The organism is Mycobacterium sp. (genome assembly GCF_965229105.1).
Classification (GTDB): domain Bacteria; phylum Actinomycetota; class Actinomycetes; order Mycobacteriales; family Mycobacteriaceae; genus Mycobacterium.
Genome location: NZ_OZ245858.1, coordinates 4,669,332 through 4,687,749 on the forward strand (window position 1 = coordinate 4,669,332; position 18,418 = coordinate 4,687,749).

An 18,418-nucleotide genomic window follows, 5' to 3' on the forward strand; every position below is an offset into this window, starting at 1 on the left:
CAGGCCATCACGGACGAGTCAGGAGCGCGAAACACTCGACATGGTGGGTCAACGGGAACGCATCGAATACCCGAAGCTGTTCGACCGAGTAGCCGTGCCCGCGGTACAGACCGATGTCACGGGCGAAAGCTGCTGCCTCACAACCGATGTGGATGACCCGCGGTACGCCTGCCGCAGCGATTCGGTCGATCACCTCACGGCCGGCACCCGCGCGCGGGGGATCCAGCACCGCCACGTCGGCGCGCGCACCCAGCACCCCGTCGTGTGCGGCCGGCGCCGCGAGCGCGCGTCGCACCGATTCGGTGACCAGCCGGACCTGGGGCAGGTCCGCCAGCGCGGCCCGCCCCGCTCGGGTGGCGTCGCGTGAGGTGTCCACGCTGATCACGTGGCCGTCCTCCCCCACCGCCGCGCCGAGCGTCGCGGCAAATACTCCGGCACCGCCGTAGAGATCCCAGGCCGTCATCGCGGGCTCAAGTCCCGACCATTGCGCGACGAGCTCGCTGTAGACGTTGGCAGCCTCGCGGTGCGCCTGCCAGAACGCGGTGACCGGCAGCGACCATGCCCGGCCGCCCACCCGCTGCACACCCTCGTACTGTCCTTCGACCACCCGGGTGCGGCGATGTTGGCCACCGCACACCACATGCCGCACTCCGTCGTCATCGCGGACGACGTGCACCTGGTCACCGGTGCGCAACCGATCGACGGGCAGCCCGTCGAGCATGCCCTCGGGCAGCTGCCCGCAGTGCAGATCGGTGACCAGCTCGGCGCTGTGATAGCGGTGGAAACCCGCCCGACCGCCTGCGCCGACCTCCAGCCGGACTCGGTTACGCCAGCCGGTCGCGGTATCGGATCCCACCGACTCGGCCGGCCCCTCCCAGCCGAAGCCGCCGAGGCGTTCGAGCTGGTTGGCGACCACCTGTCCCTTGATGACGCGCAGCGCGGCGGGTTCGACGAAGGCCTGATCGCAGCAGCCGGCACCGTGCACGCCGGCGATCGGGCACAGCGAATCGATCCGGTCCTCCGATGCCGCTATCACCTCGATAACGTCGGCGTGCCAATAGGATCCGCGCTGGTCGGTGACCCGCACCCGCACGGTCTCACCGGGCAGGGCATAGCGAACGAAGACGACTCGGCCCTCATGCCGCGCGATGCAGCTGCCGCCATTGGCGGCGGGCCCGGTCTCCAGGGTCAGTTCGGTTGAAACGTCGGTACTCAATCCTCAAATCCTCGTCTGGCATCGCCGGGGGCCGATTGCGGCTCAAGGGTTTTGAGTCGTTCGGATGAATTAAGCTGCCACGGAACAGAAGTCACCATCACCCCGGGCATGAACAGCAGTCTGCCCTTGAGTCGCAGCGCGCTCTGATTGTGCAGAATCTGCTCCCACCAGTGCCCTACCACGTATTCGGGGATGAACACCGTCACCACGGTACGCGGCGACTCCTTACTGATCCGCTTGACGTATTCGAGGACCGGCCGGGTGATTTCGCGGTACGGCGAGGCAATCACTTTCAGCGGCACCGTGATATCGCTGTCCTGCCATTTGTGGACCAGCTCGCGAGTCTCGGCATCGTCCACGCTGACGGTGATCGCCTCCAACACATCGGGGCGGGTGGCCCTGGCGTAGGCCAGCGCCCGCAACGTCGGCAGGTGCAGTTTCGACACCAGGACGAAGGCGTGGTTGCGGCTGGGCAGCACCACCTGCCCTTCTTCCTCGGCCTCCTGCTGGGCCAGTTCGCGAGCCACTGTGTCGTAATGCTTGTGGATGAGTTTCATGATGACGAACAGTGCGGACATCGCCACGATCGCGATCCATGCGCCGGCCAGGAACTTGGTGACCAGTACAACGATCAGAACCGCACCGGTGCAGAAGAAGCCCACGGTGTTGACCACCCGCGAGCGCATCATCTTGCGCCGCATCGCCGGATCCTTCTCGGTGCGCAACAGACGGGTCCAGTGCTTGACCATGCCGATCTGGCTCAGGGTGAACGAGACGAACACCCCGACGATGTAGAGCTGGATCAACGCGGTCACCTCGGCGTTGAAGGCCACGATGAAAGCGATGGCCGCCAGGGCCAGGAACAAAATCCCGTTGGAAAAGGCCAGCCGGTCCCCGCGGGTGTGCAGCTGCCGTGGCAGGTAGCGGTCCTGCGCCAGGATCGAGCCCAGCACCGGGAAACCGTTGAACGCGGTGTTGGCCGCCAGGATGAGGATCAGGGCGGTAACGATGGTGATCGCCAGGAAGCCGATGTGGAAGCTGCCGAATACCGCCTGCGCGAGTTGTGCGACCAGCGTCTTCTGCTGATACCCCGCTGGCGCACCCTCCAACTGGGTAGCCGGATCGTCGACAACCTGGACGCCGATTTTTCCCGACAACACGATCATGCCCATAAACAGCACCACCGCGATACCGCCCAGCAACATCAACGTCGTTGCGGCGTTGCGTGACTTCGGTTTACGGAATGCCGGCACCCCATTGCTGATCGCCTCAACACCGGTAAGTGCGGCGCACCCTGAAGAGAACGATCTGGCAATCAAGAACACCAGCGCAAAGCCCAGCACCTGACCGTGTTCGGCCTTCATTTCGAATCCGGCCGACTCGGCCTTGATCGGGTCGCCCAGGATGAACACCCGGAACAGCCCCCACCCCAACATGATGAGCATGCCGAAGATGAACGCATAGGTGGGAATCGCGAAGGCCGTCCCCGACTCCCGGATACCGCGCAGATTCACCGACATCAGGATGACGATCGCGGTGACGGCGAACAGCACTTTGTGCTCGGCGACGAACGGCACCGCAGAACCGATATTCGACATCGCCGACGCCATCGACACCGCCACCGTCAGGACGTAATCCACCAACAGCGCGCTGGCCACGGTCAGGCCTGCCGTCGGCCCCAGGTTGGTGGTGGCCACCTCATAGTCACCTCCACCAGACGGATAGGCATGCACGTTCTGCCGGTAGCTGGCCACCACGATGAGCATCACCGCAGCCACTGCCAGGCCGATCAACGGCGCCATCGAATAGGCGGCCAACCCGGCCACCGAGAGCACCAGGAAGATTTCCTCAGGGGCATATGCGACCGACGACATGGCGTCGGAGGCGAACACCGGCAACGCGATCCGCTTGGGCAGCAAGGTGTGCCCCATGCTGTCGCTGCGGAACGGGCGACCCAAAACAAGCCGGCGCGCGGCGGTCGAAAGCTTGGACACGAGGTCCAAGGGTATGCCTAAGCGCCGGTGGCTGTAGCGTTCCACGTACGGTCTGATTCTCGGCCGGGGATAACGGCCGTCTGACGCGCAAATGCAGCCGAGAGGGACTCCAGGTGCGGGTAGTGGTTATGGGGTGCGGCCGGGTAGGGGCCTCGCTGGCTGACGGACTGGCCAGGATCGGCCACGATGTGGCCGTCATCGACCGTGATGTCGCAGCGTTTCAACGCCTGTCACCCGAATTCACCGGTGAACGGGTGCTCGGGATGGGGTTCGACCGTGAGGTCCTGCTCCGTGCCGGTATCGAGGAAGCAGGTGCCTTCGCGGCGGTCTCCTCGGGCGATAACTCCAACATCATCTCCGCGCGTGTCGCCCGGGAAACCTTCGGTGTGCAACGGGTGGTGGCCCGCATCTATGACGCCAAACGCGCCGCCGTGTACGAGCGTCTTGGCATCCCCACGGTCGCGACCGTGCCGTGGACTACCGACCGTCTGCTCAACGCGCTGACCCGCGACGCCGAGACCGCCAAGTGGCGCGACCCGACGGGCACCGTCGCAGTGGCCGAGGTGGAACTGCACGAGGAATGGGTCGGGCGCCGGGTGACCTCGCTGGAGGCCGCGACGGGATCGCGGGTGGCGTTCCTGATCCGGTTCGGTACTGGCGTGCTACCGGAACCCAAGACGGTGATCCAGGCCAGTGACCAGGTGTACATCGCCGCGGTCTCCGGGCACGCCGCTGAGGCGATGGCGATCGCCGCCCTGCCGCCTGGTGACGATGATGAGCCGACGGATAAGCGGTCATGAAGGTAGCGATCGCTGGGGCTGGTGCGGTCGGCCGGTCCATCGCCCGTGAGCTCGTCGAAAACGGCCATGACGTCACGCTGATCGAGCGCAACGCCGAGCACATCGACGTCGACGCCATCCCCGCGGCACACTGGCGCCTCGGCGATGCCTGCGAGATCAGCCTGCTCGAATCCTTGCAGCTGGAGGATCTGGACGTGGTGATCGCCGCGACCGGTGACGATAAGGCCAACGTCGTGCTGTCCCTGCTGGCCAAGACCGAGTTCGCGGTGGCCCGCGTCGTCGCCAGGGTCAACGATCCCCGCAATGAATGGCTGTTCGACGAAGCGTGGGGTGTCGATGTCGCGGTGTCCACACCCCGGATGCTGGCCTCACTGGTCGAAGAAGCCGTCGCGGTCGGAGACCTGGTACGGCTCATGGCTTTCCGCACGGGTCAGGCGAACCTCGTCGAGATGACGCTGCCGAGCGACACCTCGTGGGGCGGTAAGCCGGTGCGCAAGCTGGAACTGCCACGCGATGCGGCACTGGTGACGATCCTGCGCGGGAACCGGGTGATCGTGCCCGCGCCCGACGAACCGCTGGAAGGCGGCGACGAGCTTCTGCTGGTGGCGTCCCCTGAGGTCGAGGGCGAGCTGCGCGCCCTGCTGCTGCCGCCAGGAACCTAAGACTCTCCCGGTCGCGCCGGCGGCGGCCCGGGCCGGTCGTGGCAACCAGCACTGGCGATGGTCGAAACGGTGCCGAGGGCCGGTCGGATATTGCGGATGCCGAACGCCGACACCACCCCAGCCGCCGCGAACAGCACCGCTGCCACCAACACCCCGCGACGGAATCCGGCGATATCTATTGTGCCGCCGACGATCACCGAGATGAAGGCGACCGCGATCAGGCCGGCGATCCGGGCTGTCGCATTGTTGATCGCCGATCCGATTCCACTCTGCGCCGGATCGACTGCGGCCAGAATCGTCGCTGTCAACGGCGAGACCGTCACGGCTAGGCCCACCGCGAAGAGCACCAGACCGGGTAGCAACTGGGTCCAGAAATTGAAACCGTCTCGGCCGCTGGGCAACGCGAGCGCCATCAGGGCGTAACCCGCCGCAGCAACCAGTGGTCCGCACGCCATGTAGAGCCTGGGGCCGTGTCGTCCCGCGAGCTCACCGAAGCGAGCGGCCAGGAAGAAGGACAACACCGGGATCGGCAGCGTGGCCAGACCCGCCGCAGTGGCTGACAGTCCGATGGTCTCCTGCAGGAACAGCGTGACGATCAACATGCCAAGGGACACCCCGGCATACAGAAACACTGTCGCCACATTGCCCACCGAAAAATTACGGCTGGCGAAGATCGATAGCGGCATCATCGGATGCGGTGACCGGCGCTCCCACCAGGGAAACGCAGCCAGGCAGGCAACGCCGACGGTCAGGCTGCCCAGCACCAGCGGATCAGTGAAACCGAGCCGCTGCTGTTCGATGAGAGCGAAGACAGTGCCGGTCAACCCGAGCGCAGTCAGTACCGCACCGACGACGTCGACGCGGGCACGCCCTTTGGCGTCAGTAGCTCCGGGCTCGGGTACCAGCCGGGTGGTCAGATACAGCGTCACCGCCAGCGGTAGCAGGTTGATGGCGAAAATCCACCGCCAGGTCAACGTATCGACCAGGGCTCCGCCCAGCAGCGGGCCGACGACAAACGCGGTACCGGTCCATGCGGTCCAGATACCGATCGCGCGAGCCTGTTCCGTACCGGTGAAGCGGGCGTTGACCATCGCCAGCGAGCTCGGAACCAAAAACGCCGCACCCACCCCCTGCAGGCACCGCGCACCCACCAGCACGACGCCGGTGGGCGCGACCGCGCACAGCAGTGATGCCACGGCGAACACCGCCAAGCCGGTGCGCAGGACCGCCAGCCTGCCGAAGGCGTCCGAGATCGCCCCGGCCACCAGGATGAGCGCGCCCAGCGTCAGCAGATAGCCGTCCAGCACCCACTGCTGCAGGAGCAGGCCGCCATCGAGATCTCTGCTGATCGCCGGCAAGGCCACATTGACCACGGAACCGTCGAGGAAAGCGACGAATGAGGAGAGCACCGCAACGACGATGAGGGTTCGTCCGTCGTCGCGCTGCTGAGCCACCTGTGTCAGTCGGTGCGGTGCGCGGTGTCAGTCCCGGACACGTCGCTGTCGACGGTGACCTCATTGTCTGGAGGCACGTGATTTTCATCACTTGCGGCGTGGACCGCCTTCTGGGCGGACTTTATCGCCAGGTAGGTGGCCAGCGCCGCGACAGCCGTCAGCGGCCAACCCATCGCGATCCTGGCGACGCCGAGCCAACCGGTTTGATTGGCGTCGTAAAGCCCATGCTGGACAACGAAGCGGGCGGCGAACACCAGCACCCAGATGAGCGTGGCGATATCGAAGGCCCGGACCGCGCGGCGCACCGACCGCCATTCGCGGCCGTGGCCGTTGACCGAACTCCAGATGTATCCGACCACCGGACGCCGGATCAGCACCGAGATGCCGAATACCGCAGCCCAGAACAGGGACATCCATATGCCGAGCAGGAAATAGCCTTTGGCCTCGCCCAGCACGTAGGCGATCAACGCGCAGAAGCCAACCCCGATGAACCCGGAAATGGCCGGCTGGATCGTGTCGCGCCGGATCAGGCGCCACACCAGAATCAGGGCTGCGACGCCCAGTGCGGATAGGACGGCGGCCTTGAGCCCGAATGCGGTGGACACGGGTACGAATGCGACGACGGGCAGTGAGGAGTAGATCAGCCCACTCACGCCGCCCATCTGGTCCAGCATGGCCTGGGCGCCGGTGCGGTTTTCAGACACGGGTGACTACATCACCGCTGAATCTCGTAGTGCGGGTTGTAGATCGCCTTGGTGCCGTTCTCCAGCTTGCCGAGACGACCATGCACCCGCAGAGTGCGGCCGGAGTCGATACCGGGAATTCGACGCTGCCCCAGCCACACCAACGTCACGGTGTCGGTGCCGTCGAACAGTTCGGCCTTCACACCGCCGGCGCAACCCTTGGCGTTGGCCTCGACGCTGCGTAGCGTCCCGACCATCGTGACCTCTTGGCCCCGCCGACAGTCGATGGCGCGCTGCGCGCCGGTGCTGGCAGCGTTACCAGTCAATTCATCGACGTCGCGCTGGTCAGGGTCTTCCGTCAACCGGCGGGTGAGCCGGCGCAGATAACCTTCGGCCGTAGCCATCGCACTCCTGACATATCGATGGGATACGCACTGCACGTATCACAATGTCATCGCCACCGTAGACCTGTTGCATCGTGAATGCCACGCCGCGCGCGGGGCTAAACCTCCGTTTCCTGGCACACCAGGCACGATCAGTCCATGGCTGTTGATCTACGCGGGGTGACGACAGTTCTGCTGCCGGGCACCGGATCCGACGACGACTACGTCTACCGAGCGTTCTCGCCAGCATTACACGAGGTAGGAGCGCTGCCGGTGCCTCATCAACCGCAGCCGGCCCGATTGATCGACGGCTATCTCGAGGCGCTGAGCCAGGCGGCGTCCGACGGTCCGATCGCCGTCGGCGGAATTTCGCTGGGCGCGGCCGTCGCCACAGCGTGGGCAATCGCACACCCGGGTCACGTGGTCGCGGTGTTGGCGGCCCTCCCGCCGTGGACGGGCGCACCGGATACCGCGCCCGCGGCCGTGGCGGCACGACACTCCGCCGACGAGTTGCGCCGCGACGGTCTGGTGGCCGCAACAGCTCGGATGCGTGCCTCCAGTCCCCCATGGCTGGCCGACGAATTGACGCGGTCCTGGGTCGGTCAGTGGCCCGATCTACCGGACGCCATGGAGGCTGCGTCGCACTACGTTGCCCCGACCGGCATCGAGCTGCAGACCTTGACCGCTCCGATGGGCGTCACGTCGGCATCCGATGATCCGATCCACCCCGTCGAGGTCGGGGTGGAATGGGTGGCGGCAGCGCCTTATGCCTCACTGCGCACGATCACCCTTATCGAGCTGGGCATCGACCCGTCGGTCCTCGGCGCCGCCTGCCTGGCGGCGCTGAGCGACCTCTAGCCGGTCATCCGCCGGTGATGGTGCGTAACTGCTGCATCGCCGAGCCCTGCACGCTGCGGCGCGCGGTGGGCTCCGGCACGGCCGGCGGTGGCGGCTCTTGTTGCGGCGGTACAGCCCCGGCCTGCTCCGCGGCGGCGCGCAGTTGGGCGGCCATCGGTTCCGGCAGTTCCACAGGCAACGGCGTGCGCACCGGCAGCGGTGTGTCACCACGACGAACCACGGTGTCCGCCAACGCATTCCGAGCCTGAACCGCAAGCGCATCGATGGTCTCGACGGAGCCGTTGACAACACAGCGGATCATCCACCGGTAACCGTCGACGCCGATAAACCGGACCGCGCCGGAGGCGGTGCCGACAACTTCCCGACCCCACGGCCCGGTCTCGACCGACACCTGTGCCGAGTCCTTGCGCAGCGAGTCGGCCAATTCGGCGGCCACCTCACGCCACAGACCTGCGCTCTTGGGCGCCGCATACGCGGCAATGGAGAAACGACCGTTGGGCGTCACCACCCATACCGCGCTCGGAACGCCGGTCGGGCTGAGTTCGACCTGGACCTGGCCGCCTTCTGGCATCGGGATGAGTACCGACCCCAGATCGAGGCGCCCCAGGGCCGCTACCTCGTGGTCGTCGAAATCCTCGATCTCGAAGGGACCTTCGAGATCGCCATCGAGCCCTGGGGCCGGGTCTGCCACCGGTTTGCGCTCTGCAGGTGGGGTGATCCCGGCTTTCTCGTCGACAGTTGTTCCGTCGACCTTCGCGTTGTCGTCACTATTGTCATCGCGCTGTTTGCGCTTACCGAATGCCATCACAGACTCGCATGCCCTCCAGAGGAACCGTGGCCGCCTTCGCCACGGACGGTGTTCCCCAACCCAGCCTCGTCGAATGACGAGACTTCGACAAGCTCCGGCAACTCAACGCGCTGTACCAGCAGTTGGGCGATGCGGTCGCCGCGATGAATCACAATCGGATCGGTCGGATCGAGGTTGATCAGTGACACCTTGATCTCGCCGCGGTAACCCGCGTCGACGGTGCCAGGGCTGTTGACGATGGAAAGTCCAACGCGGGCAGCCAATCCCGAACGTGGGTGCACCAGACCGACCATGCCCTCAGGAATCGCGACGGCGATACCTGTTGGGACGAGGGCACGCTGGGCCGGCGCCAAGACGACGTCTTGGGCGCTGTACAGATCGACGCCTGCGTCGCCGGCATGGGCGCGACTGGGCAGCGGGAGTTCAGGGTCCAGACGAACGACCGCAAGACGGGTGGACACGAGGCCACAGACTACCCTTGGCCGCGTGTCTGGTTCGCGTGTGACCTCGCAGGCGGTGCGGTACCGCGAGCGACTATGGGTGCCCTGGTGGTGGTGGCCGCTGGGATTCATCCTGGCCGGACTGATTGCGCTGGAGGTCAACCAGGCAGTTTCCGGGGTCCCCAATTGGATTCCCTTCGCCGCGCTGTTCGGCGTGGCAGCCGGGGCCATCGTGTGGTTGGGGCGCGCCGAGGTAAGCGTCGTCTTGGTGGACGGCACGGTAGAGCTGTGGGCCGGCGAGGCACATCTGCCGGTTTCGGTCATCGCGCGGTCAGCCGAAATCCCCCGGTCAGCCAAATCGGCCGCGCTCGGACGCCAACTCGATCCCGCCGCATACGTCATGCATCGGGCGTGGGTGAGCCAGATGGTGCTGGTGGTCCTCGACGATCCCGACGATCCGACCCCGTACTGGTTGGTGAGCTGTCGACACCCGGACCGGGTGCTGTCAGCGCTGCGCAGCTGACACAGAGCGTCAGGCAGCGCAGTCGTTGCAGATCATCACGCCGCTCTTCTCGCTCGCCAGCCGGCTTCGGTGCTGAACCAGAAAGCAGCTTGAGCACGTGAATTCGTCGGCCTGTTTGGGCACCACCCGAACAACCAGCTCTTCGCCGGACAGGTCAGCACCAGGCAGTTCGAAGTTTTCCGCGCTATCGGTCTCGTCGACGTCGACGACGGCCGATTGCGCTTCGTTCCGGCGGGCCTTGAGCTCCTCCAACGAATCTTCAGAAACGTCGTCGGTCTCGGATCGCCGTGGGGCGTCATAATCGGTAGCCATCGTCCTTGTCCCCTCAAAATCGTTGCAGCAAGGCTTTGTACCAGTGCCGAACGCCTGTGCCAAATGATTCGTGCCCCGAAAGGGGCCGGATGGGTTGTGATTTACATCACAGTATGCGGTTTACCGGGGACTCTGGGCGGAGATCGGTTCCTCCGCCACGCCTAGAGTGCAGGCGTGGTTGCGAACATCACCGAAGGTACGGCCTTCGACAAACGCGGATTGCCATTTCGGCGCCGCAACATCTGGCCCGGCGTCATCGCGGCCGGCGTACTTCTCGTGGCGACCGCGTTGGTGTGGGGTTTCGCACTGACCCGGCCACCGGATGTCCGGGAGGCCGCGGCCTGCAATGCGCCGCCGCAGCCGACTGACCCGGCCGCCCCCAAGCTGGGCGACCCGGTCACGCGAAGCGAGATGAGTGATGTCGCGCCGGCCAAACTGGCCGATACGAAGATCTCGGTATTCAACGCCAGCGGCCAGGGCGGCCAGGCCGCCGAAGTATCCGGCGCTCTTCGCGATCTCGGATTCGCTCAGCCGATAGCCGCCAACGATCCGATCTACGCGACAACGCGGCTCACGTGCCAAGGCCAGATCCGGTTCGGCCAGAAAGGCCAGGCGGCAGCCGCCGCGCTGTGGCTGGTCGCGCCATGCACGGAGCTCTACCGCGACGGCCGCGACAACGACTCGGTCGATCTGGCCATCGGCACTGAGTTCACGACGCTGACCCACAGCGACGATATCGACGCCGTGCTGTCCGGCCTGCGGCCCGACGCCACCGAGCCCGCAGATCCTGCCCTGCTGACAAAGATCCACTCCGGCACCTGCTGAGAGCCCGCGTGCCGTTACTGCCGTAACGGCGCGAGCGCCTCGAACCGGTCCAGCGTCGCGCGCAGTTCAGCGGCGACACCGGGGGCCGCAGCGATCAGAATGTCGGCCGGCTGCGTCGGCAGGCGCACCCAGGCGCCGGCCTCCGCGGCGATCAGCGCGCCCGCGGCCCAGTCCCACACGTTGAGGCCGTGTTCGTATTGCGCATCGAGTCGACCTGTGGCGATCATGCACAGGTCCAGGGCCGCCGATCCGATCCGCCGGACATCCCTGACCAGCGGAAGTAACCGGGCGAGCAACGCCGCCTGCGCCGCACGCCTGTCAGGTGTGTAGGCAAATCCGGTGCCGAGCAGTGCCATCGAGAGGTCGTCGACGGGATTGCACCGCAATGCTCTTCGACCTGCCGGCCCGCGCACGTGCGCGCCGAGTCCGACCCCCGCCGAATAGACCTCACCTGCGACGACGTCGGCGACCGCGCCGGCGACCGACACGCCGTCGATCTGGGCGGCGACCGACACCGCGTACGCCGGGATGCCGTAGACGAAGTTGACGGTCCCGTCGATCGGATCGAGCACCCAGGTGACGGCGCCCACCCGTGCGGCGTCGCTGTCGCTCGGACCGCCACCCTCCTCGCCCAGAACCAGATCACCGGGCCGCAGCTCCTCGATCCGCCGCCGCAACAGTTGTTCGGTCTCGGTGTCGACCACGGTGACCGGGTCGGTGGGGGTGCTCTTGGACTTCACCGCCTGCGCGGCACCGTCGGCAGATGCTTGACCGGATTCCGGTGCGCCGAACACCTCATCGCGGCGGCCGCGGACAAAGGCGGCGGCTTCGGCGGCCAATGTCTCGGCGACCGAACGCAGGTCTGCGGCACTACTGTCGGGGCTGCTCGCTGAGCTCGTCACCGGTCTATCGCAACACATATCGATCACCGCGTGACACCGCCACCAAGAGGCCGCAGACGCACTAGTGTGTGGAGGCGCGCCGCCAGCCAGCCTCGCTGAGGAGACTTCATGACCGCGACAGATTCACCTGCCACCGACTCGGGCGCCCAGCGCCGCGGATTCGGAATCGACGTCGGCGGAAGCGGCGTCAAGGGCGGCATCGTCGACCTCGATACCGGCCTGCTCATCGGAGAACGGTTCAAACTCCCCACCCCGCAACCAGCCACACCGGAGGCGGTCGCCAAGACCATCGCCGCCGTCGTGCACGAATTCGGCTGGACCGGACGCCTCGGGGTTACCTACCCCGGAGTGGTGACCGAGGGTGTCGTGCGGACCGCGGCCAACGTCGACAAGGCCTGGATCGGCCTGAATGCCGCTGAGGTCTTCAGCGGCGCACTCGACGGCCAGCCGGTCACCGTGCTCAACGACGCGGACGCCGCGGGCCTGGCCGAAGAACGGTTCGGCGCAGGCAAGGACAACAACGGTTTGATCGTGTTGCTCACCTTCGGCACCGGCATCGGGTCCGCGGTGATCTACAACGGGGTCCTGCTGCCCAACACCGAATTCGGGCACCTCGAGGTCGGCGGGATGGAAGCCGAACACCGGGCCGCGTCATCGGTCAAGGAAAAGAACGACTGGAGCTACAAGCGCTGGGCCCCAGAGGTGACCAAAGTGCTGGAGGCCGTCGAGAACGCGATCTGGCCGGACCTGTTCATCGCGGGCGGCGGGATCAGCCGGAAGGCCGACAAATGGATTCCGCTGCTGACAAACCGGACCCCCGTCGTGGCGGCCGCATTGCTCAATACCGCGGGCATCGTGGGTGCTGCGATGGCTGCGGCAGACGACCCGGCGGAGTAGAAGCCGCACGCAAAGACGACAAAATCGGCGCGCTCGGCACGGTAGACCCCATTACTGTCGTTACAATGGTCGAGGCGGCCGCCTAAACGGATAGCGGCGAAGCTCCAAGCCAGAGACTCACGCCGATATTCCCCATAGCCGACACTTTCGGTGGTGCATGCACCTGCCCGCCGAAAGTCAGCAAGACCGAAAGGGTGTACGTGGCAGCGACGAAGGCAAGCCCGGTAACTGATGAGACGGTGAACCACACCGTCACCAGTCCGGCCCCGGCCCAGGCCCCCGCCAAGCGGGCGCCCGCGAAGCGAGCTACCAAAGCCACCGCACGAGCCGTCACGGCGGACGGCGATACCGCCAAGGCGCCGGCGAAGCGCGTCGCCAAGGCGGCCAAGGCAGCTGGTCCCCGCGCCAAGAAGGCCACCGGCGATGACTCCGATCTGGTGGTTGGTGATGACGCCGATACCGATCTCGATGACGATCTCGAGGCCGAGCCCGACGTTATCGACGAGGATGACGTCGAGGTCGAGGATGTCGTCATCGACGATGACGAGACGGGTTCCGCGGTCAAAGATGTGAAGACCCCTGCGGTCGTCGATCCCACTCCCGCCACCGACGAAGAAGATGCCCCCGAGCCGTCCGAGAAGGACAAGGCATCCGGCGATTTCGTCTGGGACGAAGAGGAATCGGAAGCGTTGCGGCAGGCCCGCAAGGACGCCGAACTCACCGCGTCCGCGGACTCTGTGCGCGCCTACCTCAAGCAGATCGGCAAGGTCGCACTCCTCAATGCCGAAGAAGAGGTCGAGCTCGCCAAGCGGATCGAAGCTGGCCTGTACTGCACCCAGCTGATGTCGGAGTTCGCCGAGAAAGGCGAGAAGCTTCCCGCCGCCCAGCGCCGCGACTACCAGTGGATCTGCCGAGACGGTGACCGCGCCAAGAACCACCTGCTCGAAGCCAACCTGCGCCTGGTGGTCTCCCTGGCCAAGCGGTACACCGGTCGCGGCATGGCGTTCCTGGACCTCATCCAGGAGGGCAACCTGGGTTTGATCCGCGCTGTCGAGAAGTTCGACTACACCAAGGGCTACAAGTTCTCCACGTACGCCACCTGGTGGATCCGGCAGGCCATCACCCGCGCGATGGCCGACCAGGCCCGCACCATCCGTATCCCGGTGCACATGGTCGAGGTCATCAACAAGCTCGGCCGCATCCAGCGTGAGCTGCTCCAGGACCTGGGTCGCGAACCCACACCCGAAGAGCTCGCCAAGGAAATGGACATCACGCCGGAGAAGGTGCTGGAAATCCAGCAGTACGCCCGTGAGCCGATTTCGCTGGACCAGACCATCGGCGACGAGGGCGATTCCCAGCTCGGCGACTTCATCGAAGACTCCGAGGCTGTCGTCGCTGTCGATGCCGTGTCCTTCACCCTGTTGCAGGATCAGCTGCAGTCGGTACTGGAAACGCTCTCCGAGCGCGAAGCCGGTGTGGTGCGGTTGCGCTTCGGCCTGACCGACGGTCAGCCACGCACCCTGGACGAGATCGGTCAGGTCTACGGGGTCACCCGCGAGCGGATCCGTCAGATCGAGTCGAAGACGATGTCAAAGTTGCGGCACCCCAGTCGCTCTCAGGTGCTACGCGACTACCTCGACTAGTTCGCGCGCCTACTTGCGCGGGCGCACCTTGTAGCTGGCCGGCCACGACTCACGGGAGTCGTCGCCGGTCAGCGGTACGCCGGTGGCACCGAGTTTGACGTCATAGGCCTCCATGTCGGGGCCGGCCTCACGATCGGCCCGCTCTCGCGCCAGGTAGTACAGCTGGTCGATCTCAAGTTCCTTGAACGCGACAAAAGTGGTCCGCCGCACCGCATGTGGACTGCTCAGCTCGGCGAACATCCGGTCGGTCAGCACGCGGGTGACCAGTGCCGCAGCGCCAAGGAATATGAACGGCAGCACCCAATAGCAGAGGTAGGACAGCGGGGTCTTGGTGTCGAGGATCGTCGCTGGTGTGTTGTTGACGCCCTGAGCTATCGGGGGGATGGCCGACGACACCGTCATCGCGGCGAAGGCGCCGACCCAGATCCATGTCACCAATGTCGTAATACGGGCGAACAATTCGCTTGTGACAACGGCAGCGGGCTGGCCGGATTCGGCGAACTCACCCGCAAACGGTTTGCCAATCAACAGACTGGCCACGGCCACCAACAGAATTCCTGCGTTACTCAGCGGCAGGATCCAGCGTTCCATGAACAACTGATCCATGGTGAGGGTCAGCACCGTCAGCACCAAAAATGTTGCAAGGGCGCCGATTTCGATTGTTACTCCCGGCTTGCGGCGGGCCCGGCCGATAAGGAACGACGCCACCGCGATCGCGAGCGCCACCAGTATGGCGGTCGTGAACGCAACGTTGCCGACCAAGACCCAGTAGACGATCCACGGCGCGAAGCCAGCCACGATTCCCACGGTCGCCCAGTATAGGGGCCTGCTTTACACTCAAGCCCCCTGATGTCACTTTCCCGAACGCCGCTTGCCGTTAATTGCCAGGAATGAGGCCGGCAATAGGGCATTCTGAGCGACGTGAATGTGGATGCACTACTGGAGACGATTCCGCCCATGGCGGTGTACCTGATCGTCGGGTTCATCATCGGCCTGGAAAGTCTTGGCATTCCGCTGCCAGGTGAGATCGCCCTGGTCAGCGCCGCACTGCTGGCGTCGCGCCATACTCTCGACATCAACCCGGTCGCCGTTGGCGCCGCCGCCACCATCGGCGCGGTCATCGGCGACACCATCGGATATTCGATAGGCCGTCGATACGGCATGTCGCTGTTCGAGCGGCTCGGCAAACGGTTCCCGAAACATTTCGGGCCCGGCCACGTCGCGCTGGCCAAGCAGCTTTTCGCCCGGTGGGGTGTGTGGGCGGTGTTCTTCGGCCGTTTCATCGCGCTGCTGCGTATCTTCGCGGGCCCGCTCGCCGGTGCACTGAAGATGCGCTACCCCCACTTCCTGGCCGCCAATGCCACAGGCGCGTTGTGCTGGGCCGGCGGCACCACCGCGGTGGTCTACTTCCTCGGTTTGGCGGCCGAGCGTTGGCTCTCGCGGTTCTCCTGGGTCGCCCTTGCGGTGGCCGTGCTTGTCGGTATCGGCGCAACGCTGCTGCTGCGCGAGCGCACCGGTCGGCTGATCGCCGATCTCGAAGACGAGCACGACTGGGATACGTTGCGGCGAGACTGATGACACAGCGCCTGAACATTTCGTCCGGGGTGGAGTTCGAGTCCGCGGTCGGCTATTCCAGGGCGGTGCGCGTCGGGCCCGTCGTCGCAGTGGCAGGCACCACTGGGGCGGGTGAAACCATCGCCGCGCAGACCCGAGACGCGCTGCGGCGCATCGAGACTGCCTTACACGCTGCCGGAGCTGAGTTGGCCCACGTCATCCGCACCCGGATATATGTCACCGATATCGCACACTGGCGAGACGTCGGCGCGGTGCACGCCGAGGTGTTCGGCGACATTCGCCCGGTGGCCACGATGGTCGAAGTTTCAGCGCTCATCTCCCCCGAACTGCTGGTCGAAATCGAAGTCGACGCCTACCTATCCGACGGACTTTCCGACTGAGTTGCAGGCTCCGCCGAACCCAGGGCCGGGAACGCCCCGTCGGGACCGGGCCGATACGGCGTGATCCTTGTCACAGCACTGATCGGCAAAGCACCGTACAAATGCGGGAACAGCATGGCCGTGGGATCCGTTGGGACACCAGGCTCCCAGCGAACTGGGGCACCGAGGAGGTCCGGATTGAGGTACAGCAGTACCACGTCGTCGCGGCCGGCAAAGAGCCGGTTTGCAGGCAGGTGAACCTGTTGAGGTGTCGAAAGATGAACGAAACCCACGTCGGCAAGCGACGGCGGTCGGAGCTCGCGTCCCGTGGAGGCGGCCGCCCACTCCTCGGACGCACACAGATGGACAAGTTCAGCGCACACAGCCATACGACCAGCCTGCCTCAGCCGCAACGCGGCGGGGCGTGAGACACGACACACCGGTAAACAGGCCGGGAACAAGGCCGGAACCGAAAACGTCTGACAAGGTAGAAACCACGCGAGAAGGAGGAGCCATGAATGCAACTCTGACCACCCCCGAGCTCACCAAGGCCGACCGTTGTGACCGCTGCGGCGCGGCCGCTCGCGTTCGGGCGAAACTGCCCTCTGGAGCTGAGCTGTTGTTCTGCCAGCACCATGCCAACGAGCACGAAGCCCGGCTCATCGAGCTGGCCGCCGTGCTGGAGGCAAGCGCGACCGATCTGTAACCACACCTGGCCGCCTCCGGGCGGCCAGGTTGGGCAGGACGGCCTCTCGTCAGGGATGCTGTTCTGGTCATGACAGACCAGACCGGTGCCCCAATCCGTCCGTCCCGCCACCATATTTGGCAAATCTCCAAGCGCACGCTTTCGAAAAGCTGGGATGACTCGATCTTCTCTGAGTCGGCGCAAGCTGGTTTCTGGTCAGTACTCTCGCTGCCCCCTCTTCTGCTGGGGATGCTAGGCAGCCTGGCCTATATTGCGCCGTTCTTCGGCCCAGCGACGCTGCAGACCATCGAAGACCGATTGATCAGCACCTCGGGCAGCTTTTTCTCCAAGAACGTCGTCACCGAGATCATCGAGCCGACGATCACCGATATCGTCCAAGGTGCCAGGGGCGAAGTCGTATCTCTGGGTTTCGTGATCTCGTTGTGGGCCGGCTCGTCGGCGATCTCGGCATTCGTCGACTCCGTCGTCGAGGCTCACGACCAGACACCGCTGCGACATCCGGTGCGCCAGCGGTTCTTCGCGCTGTTCCTCTACGTCGTCGTTCTGATCTTCGCGATCGTGGCGGCACCCTTTGTCGCGCTCGGCCCGCAGAAAATCGCCGAGTACATCCCCGACAGCTGGGACAGCGTGCTCCAGTTTGGTTATTACCCGGTGATGGCGGCCAGTCTGATCTTCGCTTTCACGTTCCTCTACCGGGTGGCGTTGCCCAAACCACTACCAACACATCGACTTGTCATCGGGGCCGTGCTGGGGACGGTGGTCTTCCTGGTCGCCACCTTCGGTTTGCGCGTGTACCTGAGCTACATCACCCAAACCGGCTACACCTACGGCGCCTTGGCGACCCCGATTGCCCTACTTCTGTTCGCGTTCTTCCTGGGCTTCTCCATCATGATGGGAGCCGAACTCAACGCCGCGATTCAGGAAGAGTGGCCGGCGGCGCCGACGCACGCCGACCGACTACGAGATCGCTTGAAAGCAAAGACTCAGGACAAGGCCCTCGACAAGGGGACGGCCCGCACCGGCGAGCCGCCGGCAACGGACCACGCCGCGGGCCCGCCCGCCGTCAGCTCTTCTTGAAGTTCTGGTAGATCCGCTTGCAGTCCGGGCAGACCGGTGATCCCGGCTTGGCGGATTTGGTGACGGGGAACACCTCGCCGCACAACGCCACCACATGCGTGCCCATGACGGCGCTTTCAGCGATCTTGTCCTTCTTCACATAGTGGAAGAACTTCGGGGTGTCGCTGTCGGTCCCGTCGTCGACGCGTTCGTCAGCGTCGGTCCGCTCGATTGTCTGGGTATCCATAGCTGACATTCTGCCCAAAGAATGACGGTCCGTGAACCGACGCGGCATACCCGGTGTGGCTGTGAAACAGTGGGG

23 protein-coding genes are annotated in these 18,418 nt (G+C 65.3%); 11 read left to right on the forward strand and 12 right to left on the reverse strand.

What is annotated here, in order from left to right; translation table 11 throughout:
• Positions 1-7 precede the first annotated feature (7 nt).
• Together ADBZ9O_RS21785 and ADBZ9O_RS21790 are read right to left on the reverse strand one after the other, a co-directional pair.
• Positions 8-1,216, reverse strand: a complete 1,209-nt coding sequence (locus ADBZ9O_RS21785) for a class I SAM-dependent RNA methyltransferase (RefSeq protein ID WP_526524994.1) — start codon at positions 1,214-1,216, stop codon at positions 8-10.
• Entirely contained in the window at positions 1,213-3,210 is a 1,998-nt protein-coding gene (locus ADBZ9O_RS21790) for an amino acid permease (RefSeq protein WP_526524995.1), read from the reverse strand. Before ADBZ9O_RS21790 ends, ADBZ9O_RS21785 begins: the two co-directional genes overlap by 4 nt.
• 113 nt (positions 3,211-3,323) lie before the next feature.
• On the opposite strand from ADBZ9O_RS21790, the gene ADBZ9O_RS21795 reads away from it, so the two are divergent.
• Both ADBZ9O_RS21795 and ADBZ9O_RS21800 read left to right on the forward strand, forming a co-directional pair.
• Complete coding sequence (locus ADBZ9O_RS21795) at positions 3,324-4,010, forward strand: potassium channel family protein (protein ID WP_526524996.1); 687 nt, start codon at positions 3,324-3,326, stop codon at positions 4,008-4,010.
• Positions 4,007-4,672, forward strand: coding sequence for a potassium channel family protein (locus ADBZ9O_RS21800; RefSeq protein ID WP_526524997.1), 666 nt, complete (start codon positions 4,007-4,009; stop codon positions 4,670-4,672). The genes ADBZ9O_RS21795 and ADBZ9O_RS21800 overlap by 4 nt, the downstream gene beginning before the upstream one ends.
• On the opposite strand, the gene ADBZ9O_RS21805 is transcribed toward ADBZ9O_RS21800, so the two are convergent.
• From ADBZ9O_RS21805 to ADBZ9O_RS21815, 3 genes are read right to left on the reverse strand one after another with little or no spacing between them, the layout of a single operon-like run.
• Positions 4,669-6,126 carry an MFS transporter gene (locus ADBZ9O_RS21805; RefSeq protein WP_526524998.1) on the reverse strand — a complete coding sequence of 486 codons (1,458 nt, stop codon included), beginning with the start codon at positions 6,124-6,126 and terminating at the stop codon, positions 4,669-4,671. The two genes, ADBZ9O_RS21800 and ADBZ9O_RS21805, sit on opposite strands and share 4 nt — an antisense overlap.
• A 5-nt stretch (positions 6,127-6,131) precedes the next feature.
• Entirely contained in the window at positions 6,132-6,800 is a 669-nt protein-coding gene (locus ADBZ9O_RS21810; RefSeq protein WP_526533374.1) for a DUF3159 domain-containing protein, read from the reverse strand.
• A gap of 41 nt (positions 6,801-6,841) precedes the next feature.
• Positions 6,842-7,213: an OB-fold nucleic acid binding domain-containing protein gene (locus ADBZ9O_RS21815; protein ID WP_526524999.1), complete on the reverse strand. Its 372-nt coding sequence runs from the start codon at positions 7,211-7,213 to the stop codon at positions 6,842-6,844.
• Between the two features lie 138 nt (positions 7,214-7,351).
• Between ADBZ9O_RS21815 and ADBZ9O_RS21820 the strand changes: the two genes are divergently transcribed.
• On the forward strand, positions 7,352-8,050 hold the full coding sequence (locus tag ADBZ9O_RS21820) for an alpha/beta hydrolase (protein WP_526525000.1): 699 nt from the start codon (positions 7,352-7,354) through the stop codon (positions 8,048-8,050).
• Between the two features lie 4 nt (positions 8,051-8,054).
• Here the strand turns inward: ADBZ9O_RS21820 and ADBZ9O_RS21825 are convergent, their stop codons facing one another.
• Both ADBZ9O_RS21825 and dut read right to left on the reverse strand, forming a co-directional pair.
• Entirely contained in the window at positions 8,055-8,855 is an 801-nt protein-coding gene (locus tag ADBZ9O_RS21825; RefSeq protein ID WP_526525001.1) for a DUF3710 domain-containing protein, read from the reverse strand.
• Positions 8,855-9,319: a dUTP diphosphatase gene (gene dut, locus ADBZ9O_RS21830; RefSeq protein ID WP_526525002.1), complete on the reverse strand. Its 465-nt coding sequence runs from the start codon at positions 9,317-9,319 to the stop codon at positions 8,855-8,857. The genes ADBZ9O_RS21825 and dut overlap by 1 nt, the downstream gene beginning before the upstream one ends.
• A 25-nt stretch (positions 9,320-9,344) precedes the next feature.
• Here dut and ADBZ9O_RS21835 point away from each other — a divergent pair, with 25 nt between their 5' ends.
• Positions 9,345-9,821, forward strand: a complete 477-nt coding sequence (locus ADBZ9O_RS21835) for a DUF3093 family protein (protein ID WP_526525003.1) — start codon at positions 9,345-9,347, stop codon at positions 9,819-9,821.
• A 9-nt stretch (positions 9,822-9,830) separates the two neighbouring features.
• On the opposite strand, the gene ADBZ9O_RS21840 is transcribed toward ADBZ9O_RS21835, so the two are convergent.
• A complete protein-coding gene (locus tag ADBZ9O_RS21840) occupies positions 9,831-10,133 on the reverse strand; it encodes a DUF4193 family protein (protein WP_526525004.1) in 303 nt (100 codons plus the stop codon).
• Between the two features lie 174 nt (positions 10,134-10,307).
• Between ADBZ9O_RS21840 and cei the strand changes: the two genes are divergently transcribed.
• Positions 10,308-10,958 carry an envelope integrity protein Cei gene (gene cei, locus ADBZ9O_RS21845; protein WP_526525005.1) on the forward strand — a complete coding sequence of 217 codons (651 nt, stop codon included), beginning with the start codon at positions 10,308-10,310 and terminating at the stop codon, positions 10,956-10,958.
• A gap of 14 nt (positions 10,959-10,972) precedes the next feature.
• Here the strand turns inward: cei and ADBZ9O_RS21850 are convergent, their stop codons facing one another.
• On the reverse strand, positions 10,973-11,878 hold the full coding sequence (locus ADBZ9O_RS21850; RefSeq protein ID WP_526525006.1) for an inositol monophosphatase family protein: 906 nt from the start codon (positions 11,876-11,878) through the stop codon (positions 10,973-10,975).
• A 90-nt stretch (positions 11,879-11,968) separates the two neighbouring features.
• On the opposite strand from ADBZ9O_RS21850, the gene ppgK reads away from it, so the two are divergent.
• Positions 11,969-12,757 carry a polyphosphate--glucose phosphotransferase gene (ppgK, locus tag ADBZ9O_RS21855; protein WP_526525007.1) on the forward strand — a complete coding sequence of 263 codons (789 nt, stop codon included), beginning with the start codon at positions 11,969-11,971 and terminating at the stop codon, positions 12,755-12,757.
• A gap of 200 nt (positions 12,758-12,957) precedes the next feature.
• Complete coding sequence (locus tag ADBZ9O_RS21860; protein ID WP_526525008.1) at positions 12,958-14,400, forward strand: RNA polymerase sigma factor; 1,443 nt, start codon at positions 12,958-12,960, stop codon at positions 14,398-14,400.
• A gap of 9 nt (positions 14,401-14,409) precedes the next feature.
• Here ADBZ9O_RS21860 and ADBZ9O_RS21865 read toward each other — a convergent pair whose 3' ends face one another.
• Entirely contained in the window at positions 14,410-15,207 is a 798-nt protein-coding gene (locus ADBZ9O_RS21865) for a hypothetical protein (protein ID WP_526525009.1), read from the reverse strand.
• 114 nt (positions 15,208-15,321) lie between these two features.
• Between ADBZ9O_RS21865 and ADBZ9O_RS21870 the strand changes: the two genes are divergently transcribed.
• The gene (locus tag ADBZ9O_RS21870; RefSeq protein WP_526525010.1) at positions 15,322-15,975 is read left to right on the forward strand and encodes a VTT domain-containing protein; all 654 of its coding nucleotides are present in this window, start codon (positions 15,322-15,324) and stop codon (positions 15,973-15,975) included.
• Positions 15,975-16,355, forward strand: coding sequence for a RidA family protein (locus ADBZ9O_RS21875; protein WP_526525011.1), 381 nt, complete (start codon positions 15,975-15,977; stop codon positions 16,353-16,355). The genes ADBZ9O_RS21870 and ADBZ9O_RS21875 overlap by 1 nt, the downstream gene beginning before the upstream one ends.
• Here ADBZ9O_RS21875 and ADBZ9O_RS21880 read toward each other — a convergent pair.
• Positions 16,328-16,723: a DUF952 domain-containing protein gene (locus ADBZ9O_RS21880; protein WP_526525012.1), complete on the reverse strand. Its 396-nt coding sequence runs from the start codon at positions 16,721-16,723 to the stop codon at positions 16,328-16,330. The two genes, ADBZ9O_RS21875 and ADBZ9O_RS21880, sit on opposite strands and share 28 nt — an antisense overlap.
• Positions 16,724-16,848: 125 nt before the next feature.
• Between ADBZ9O_RS21880 and ADBZ9O_RS21885 the strand changes: the two genes are divergently transcribed.
• Together ADBZ9O_RS21885 and ADBZ9O_RS21890 are read left to right on the forward strand one after the other, a co-directional pair.
• Entirely contained in the window at positions 16,849-17,040 is a 192-nt protein-coding gene (locus ADBZ9O_RS21885) for a DUF7455 domain-containing protein (RefSeq protein ID WP_264070074.1), read from the forward strand.
• A 69-nt stretch (positions 17,041-17,109) separates the two neighbouring features.
• On the forward strand, positions 17,110-18,117 hold the full coding sequence (locus ADBZ9O_RS21890; protein ID WP_526525013.1) for a YhjD/YihY/BrkB family envelope integrity protein: 1,008 nt from the start codon (positions 17,110-17,112) through the stop codon (positions 18,115-18,117).
• Here the strand turns inward: ADBZ9O_RS21890 and ADBZ9O_RS21895 are convergent.
• Positions 18,104-18,343 carry a DUF3039 domain-containing protein gene (locus ADBZ9O_RS21895; RefSeq protein ID WP_526525014.1) on the reverse strand — a complete coding sequence of 80 codons (240 nt, stop codon included), beginning with the start codon at positions 18,341-18,343 and terminating at the stop codon, positions 18,104-18,106. The two genes, ADBZ9O_RS21890 and ADBZ9O_RS21895, sit on opposite strands and share 14 nt — an antisense overlap.
• Positions 18,344-18,418 lie beyond the last annotated feature (75 nt).

Coding starts and splice junctions, on each gene's coding strand:
- ADBZ9O_RS21800 (WP_526524997.1), top strand. CDS start 4,007: ATGAAGGTAGCGATCGCTGGGGCTGGTGCGGTCGGCCGGTCCATCGCC.
- ADBZ9O_RS21810 (WP_526533374.1), bottom strand. CDS start 6,800: ATGCTGGACCAGATGGGCGGCGTGAGTGGGCTGATCTACTCCTCACTG.
- ADBZ9O_RS21815 (WP_526524999.1), bottom strand. CDS start 7,213: ATGGCTACGGCCGAAGGTTATCTGCGCCGGCTCACCCGCCGGTTGACG.
- ADBZ9O_RS21820 (WP_526525000.1), top strand. CDS start 7,352: ATGGCTGTTGATCTACGCGGGGTGACGACAGTTCTGCTGCCGGGCACC.
- ADBZ9O_RS21825 (WP_526525001.1), bottom strand. CDS start 8,855: ATGGCATTCGGTAAGCGCAAACAGCGCGATGACAATAGTGACGACAAC.
- ADBZ9O_RS21840 (WP_526525004.1), bottom strand. CDS start 10,133: ATGGCTACCGATTATGACGCCCCACGGCGATCCGAGACCGACGACGTT.
- ADBZ9O_RS21850 (WP_526525006.1), bottom strand. CDS start 11,878: ATGTGTTGCGATAGACCGGTGACGAGCTCAGCGAGCAGCCCCGACAGT.
- ppgK (WP_526525007.1), top strand. CDS start 11,969: ATGACCGCGACAGATTCACCTGCCACCGACTCGGGCGCCCAGCGCCGC.
- ADBZ9O_RS21875 (WP_526525011.1), top strand. CDS start 15,975: ATGACACAGCGCCTGAACATTTCGTCCGGGGTGGAGTTCGAGTCCGCG.
- ADBZ9O_RS21880 (WP_526525012.1), bottom strand. CDS start 16,723: ATGGCTGTGTGCGCTGAACTTGTCCATCTGTGTGCGTCCGAGGAGTGG.
- ADBZ9O_RS21885 (WP_264070074.1), top strand. CDS start 16,849: ATGAATGCAACTCTGACCACCCCCGAGCTCACCAAGGCCGACCGTTGT.
- ADBZ9O_RS21890 (WP_526525013.1), top strand. CDS start 17,110: ATGACAGACCAGACCGGTGCCCCAATCCGTCCGTCCCGCCACCATATT.
- ADBZ9O_RS21895 (WP_526525014.1), bottom strand. CDS start 18,343: ATGGATACCCAGACAATCGAGCGGACCGACGCTGACGAACGCGTCGAC.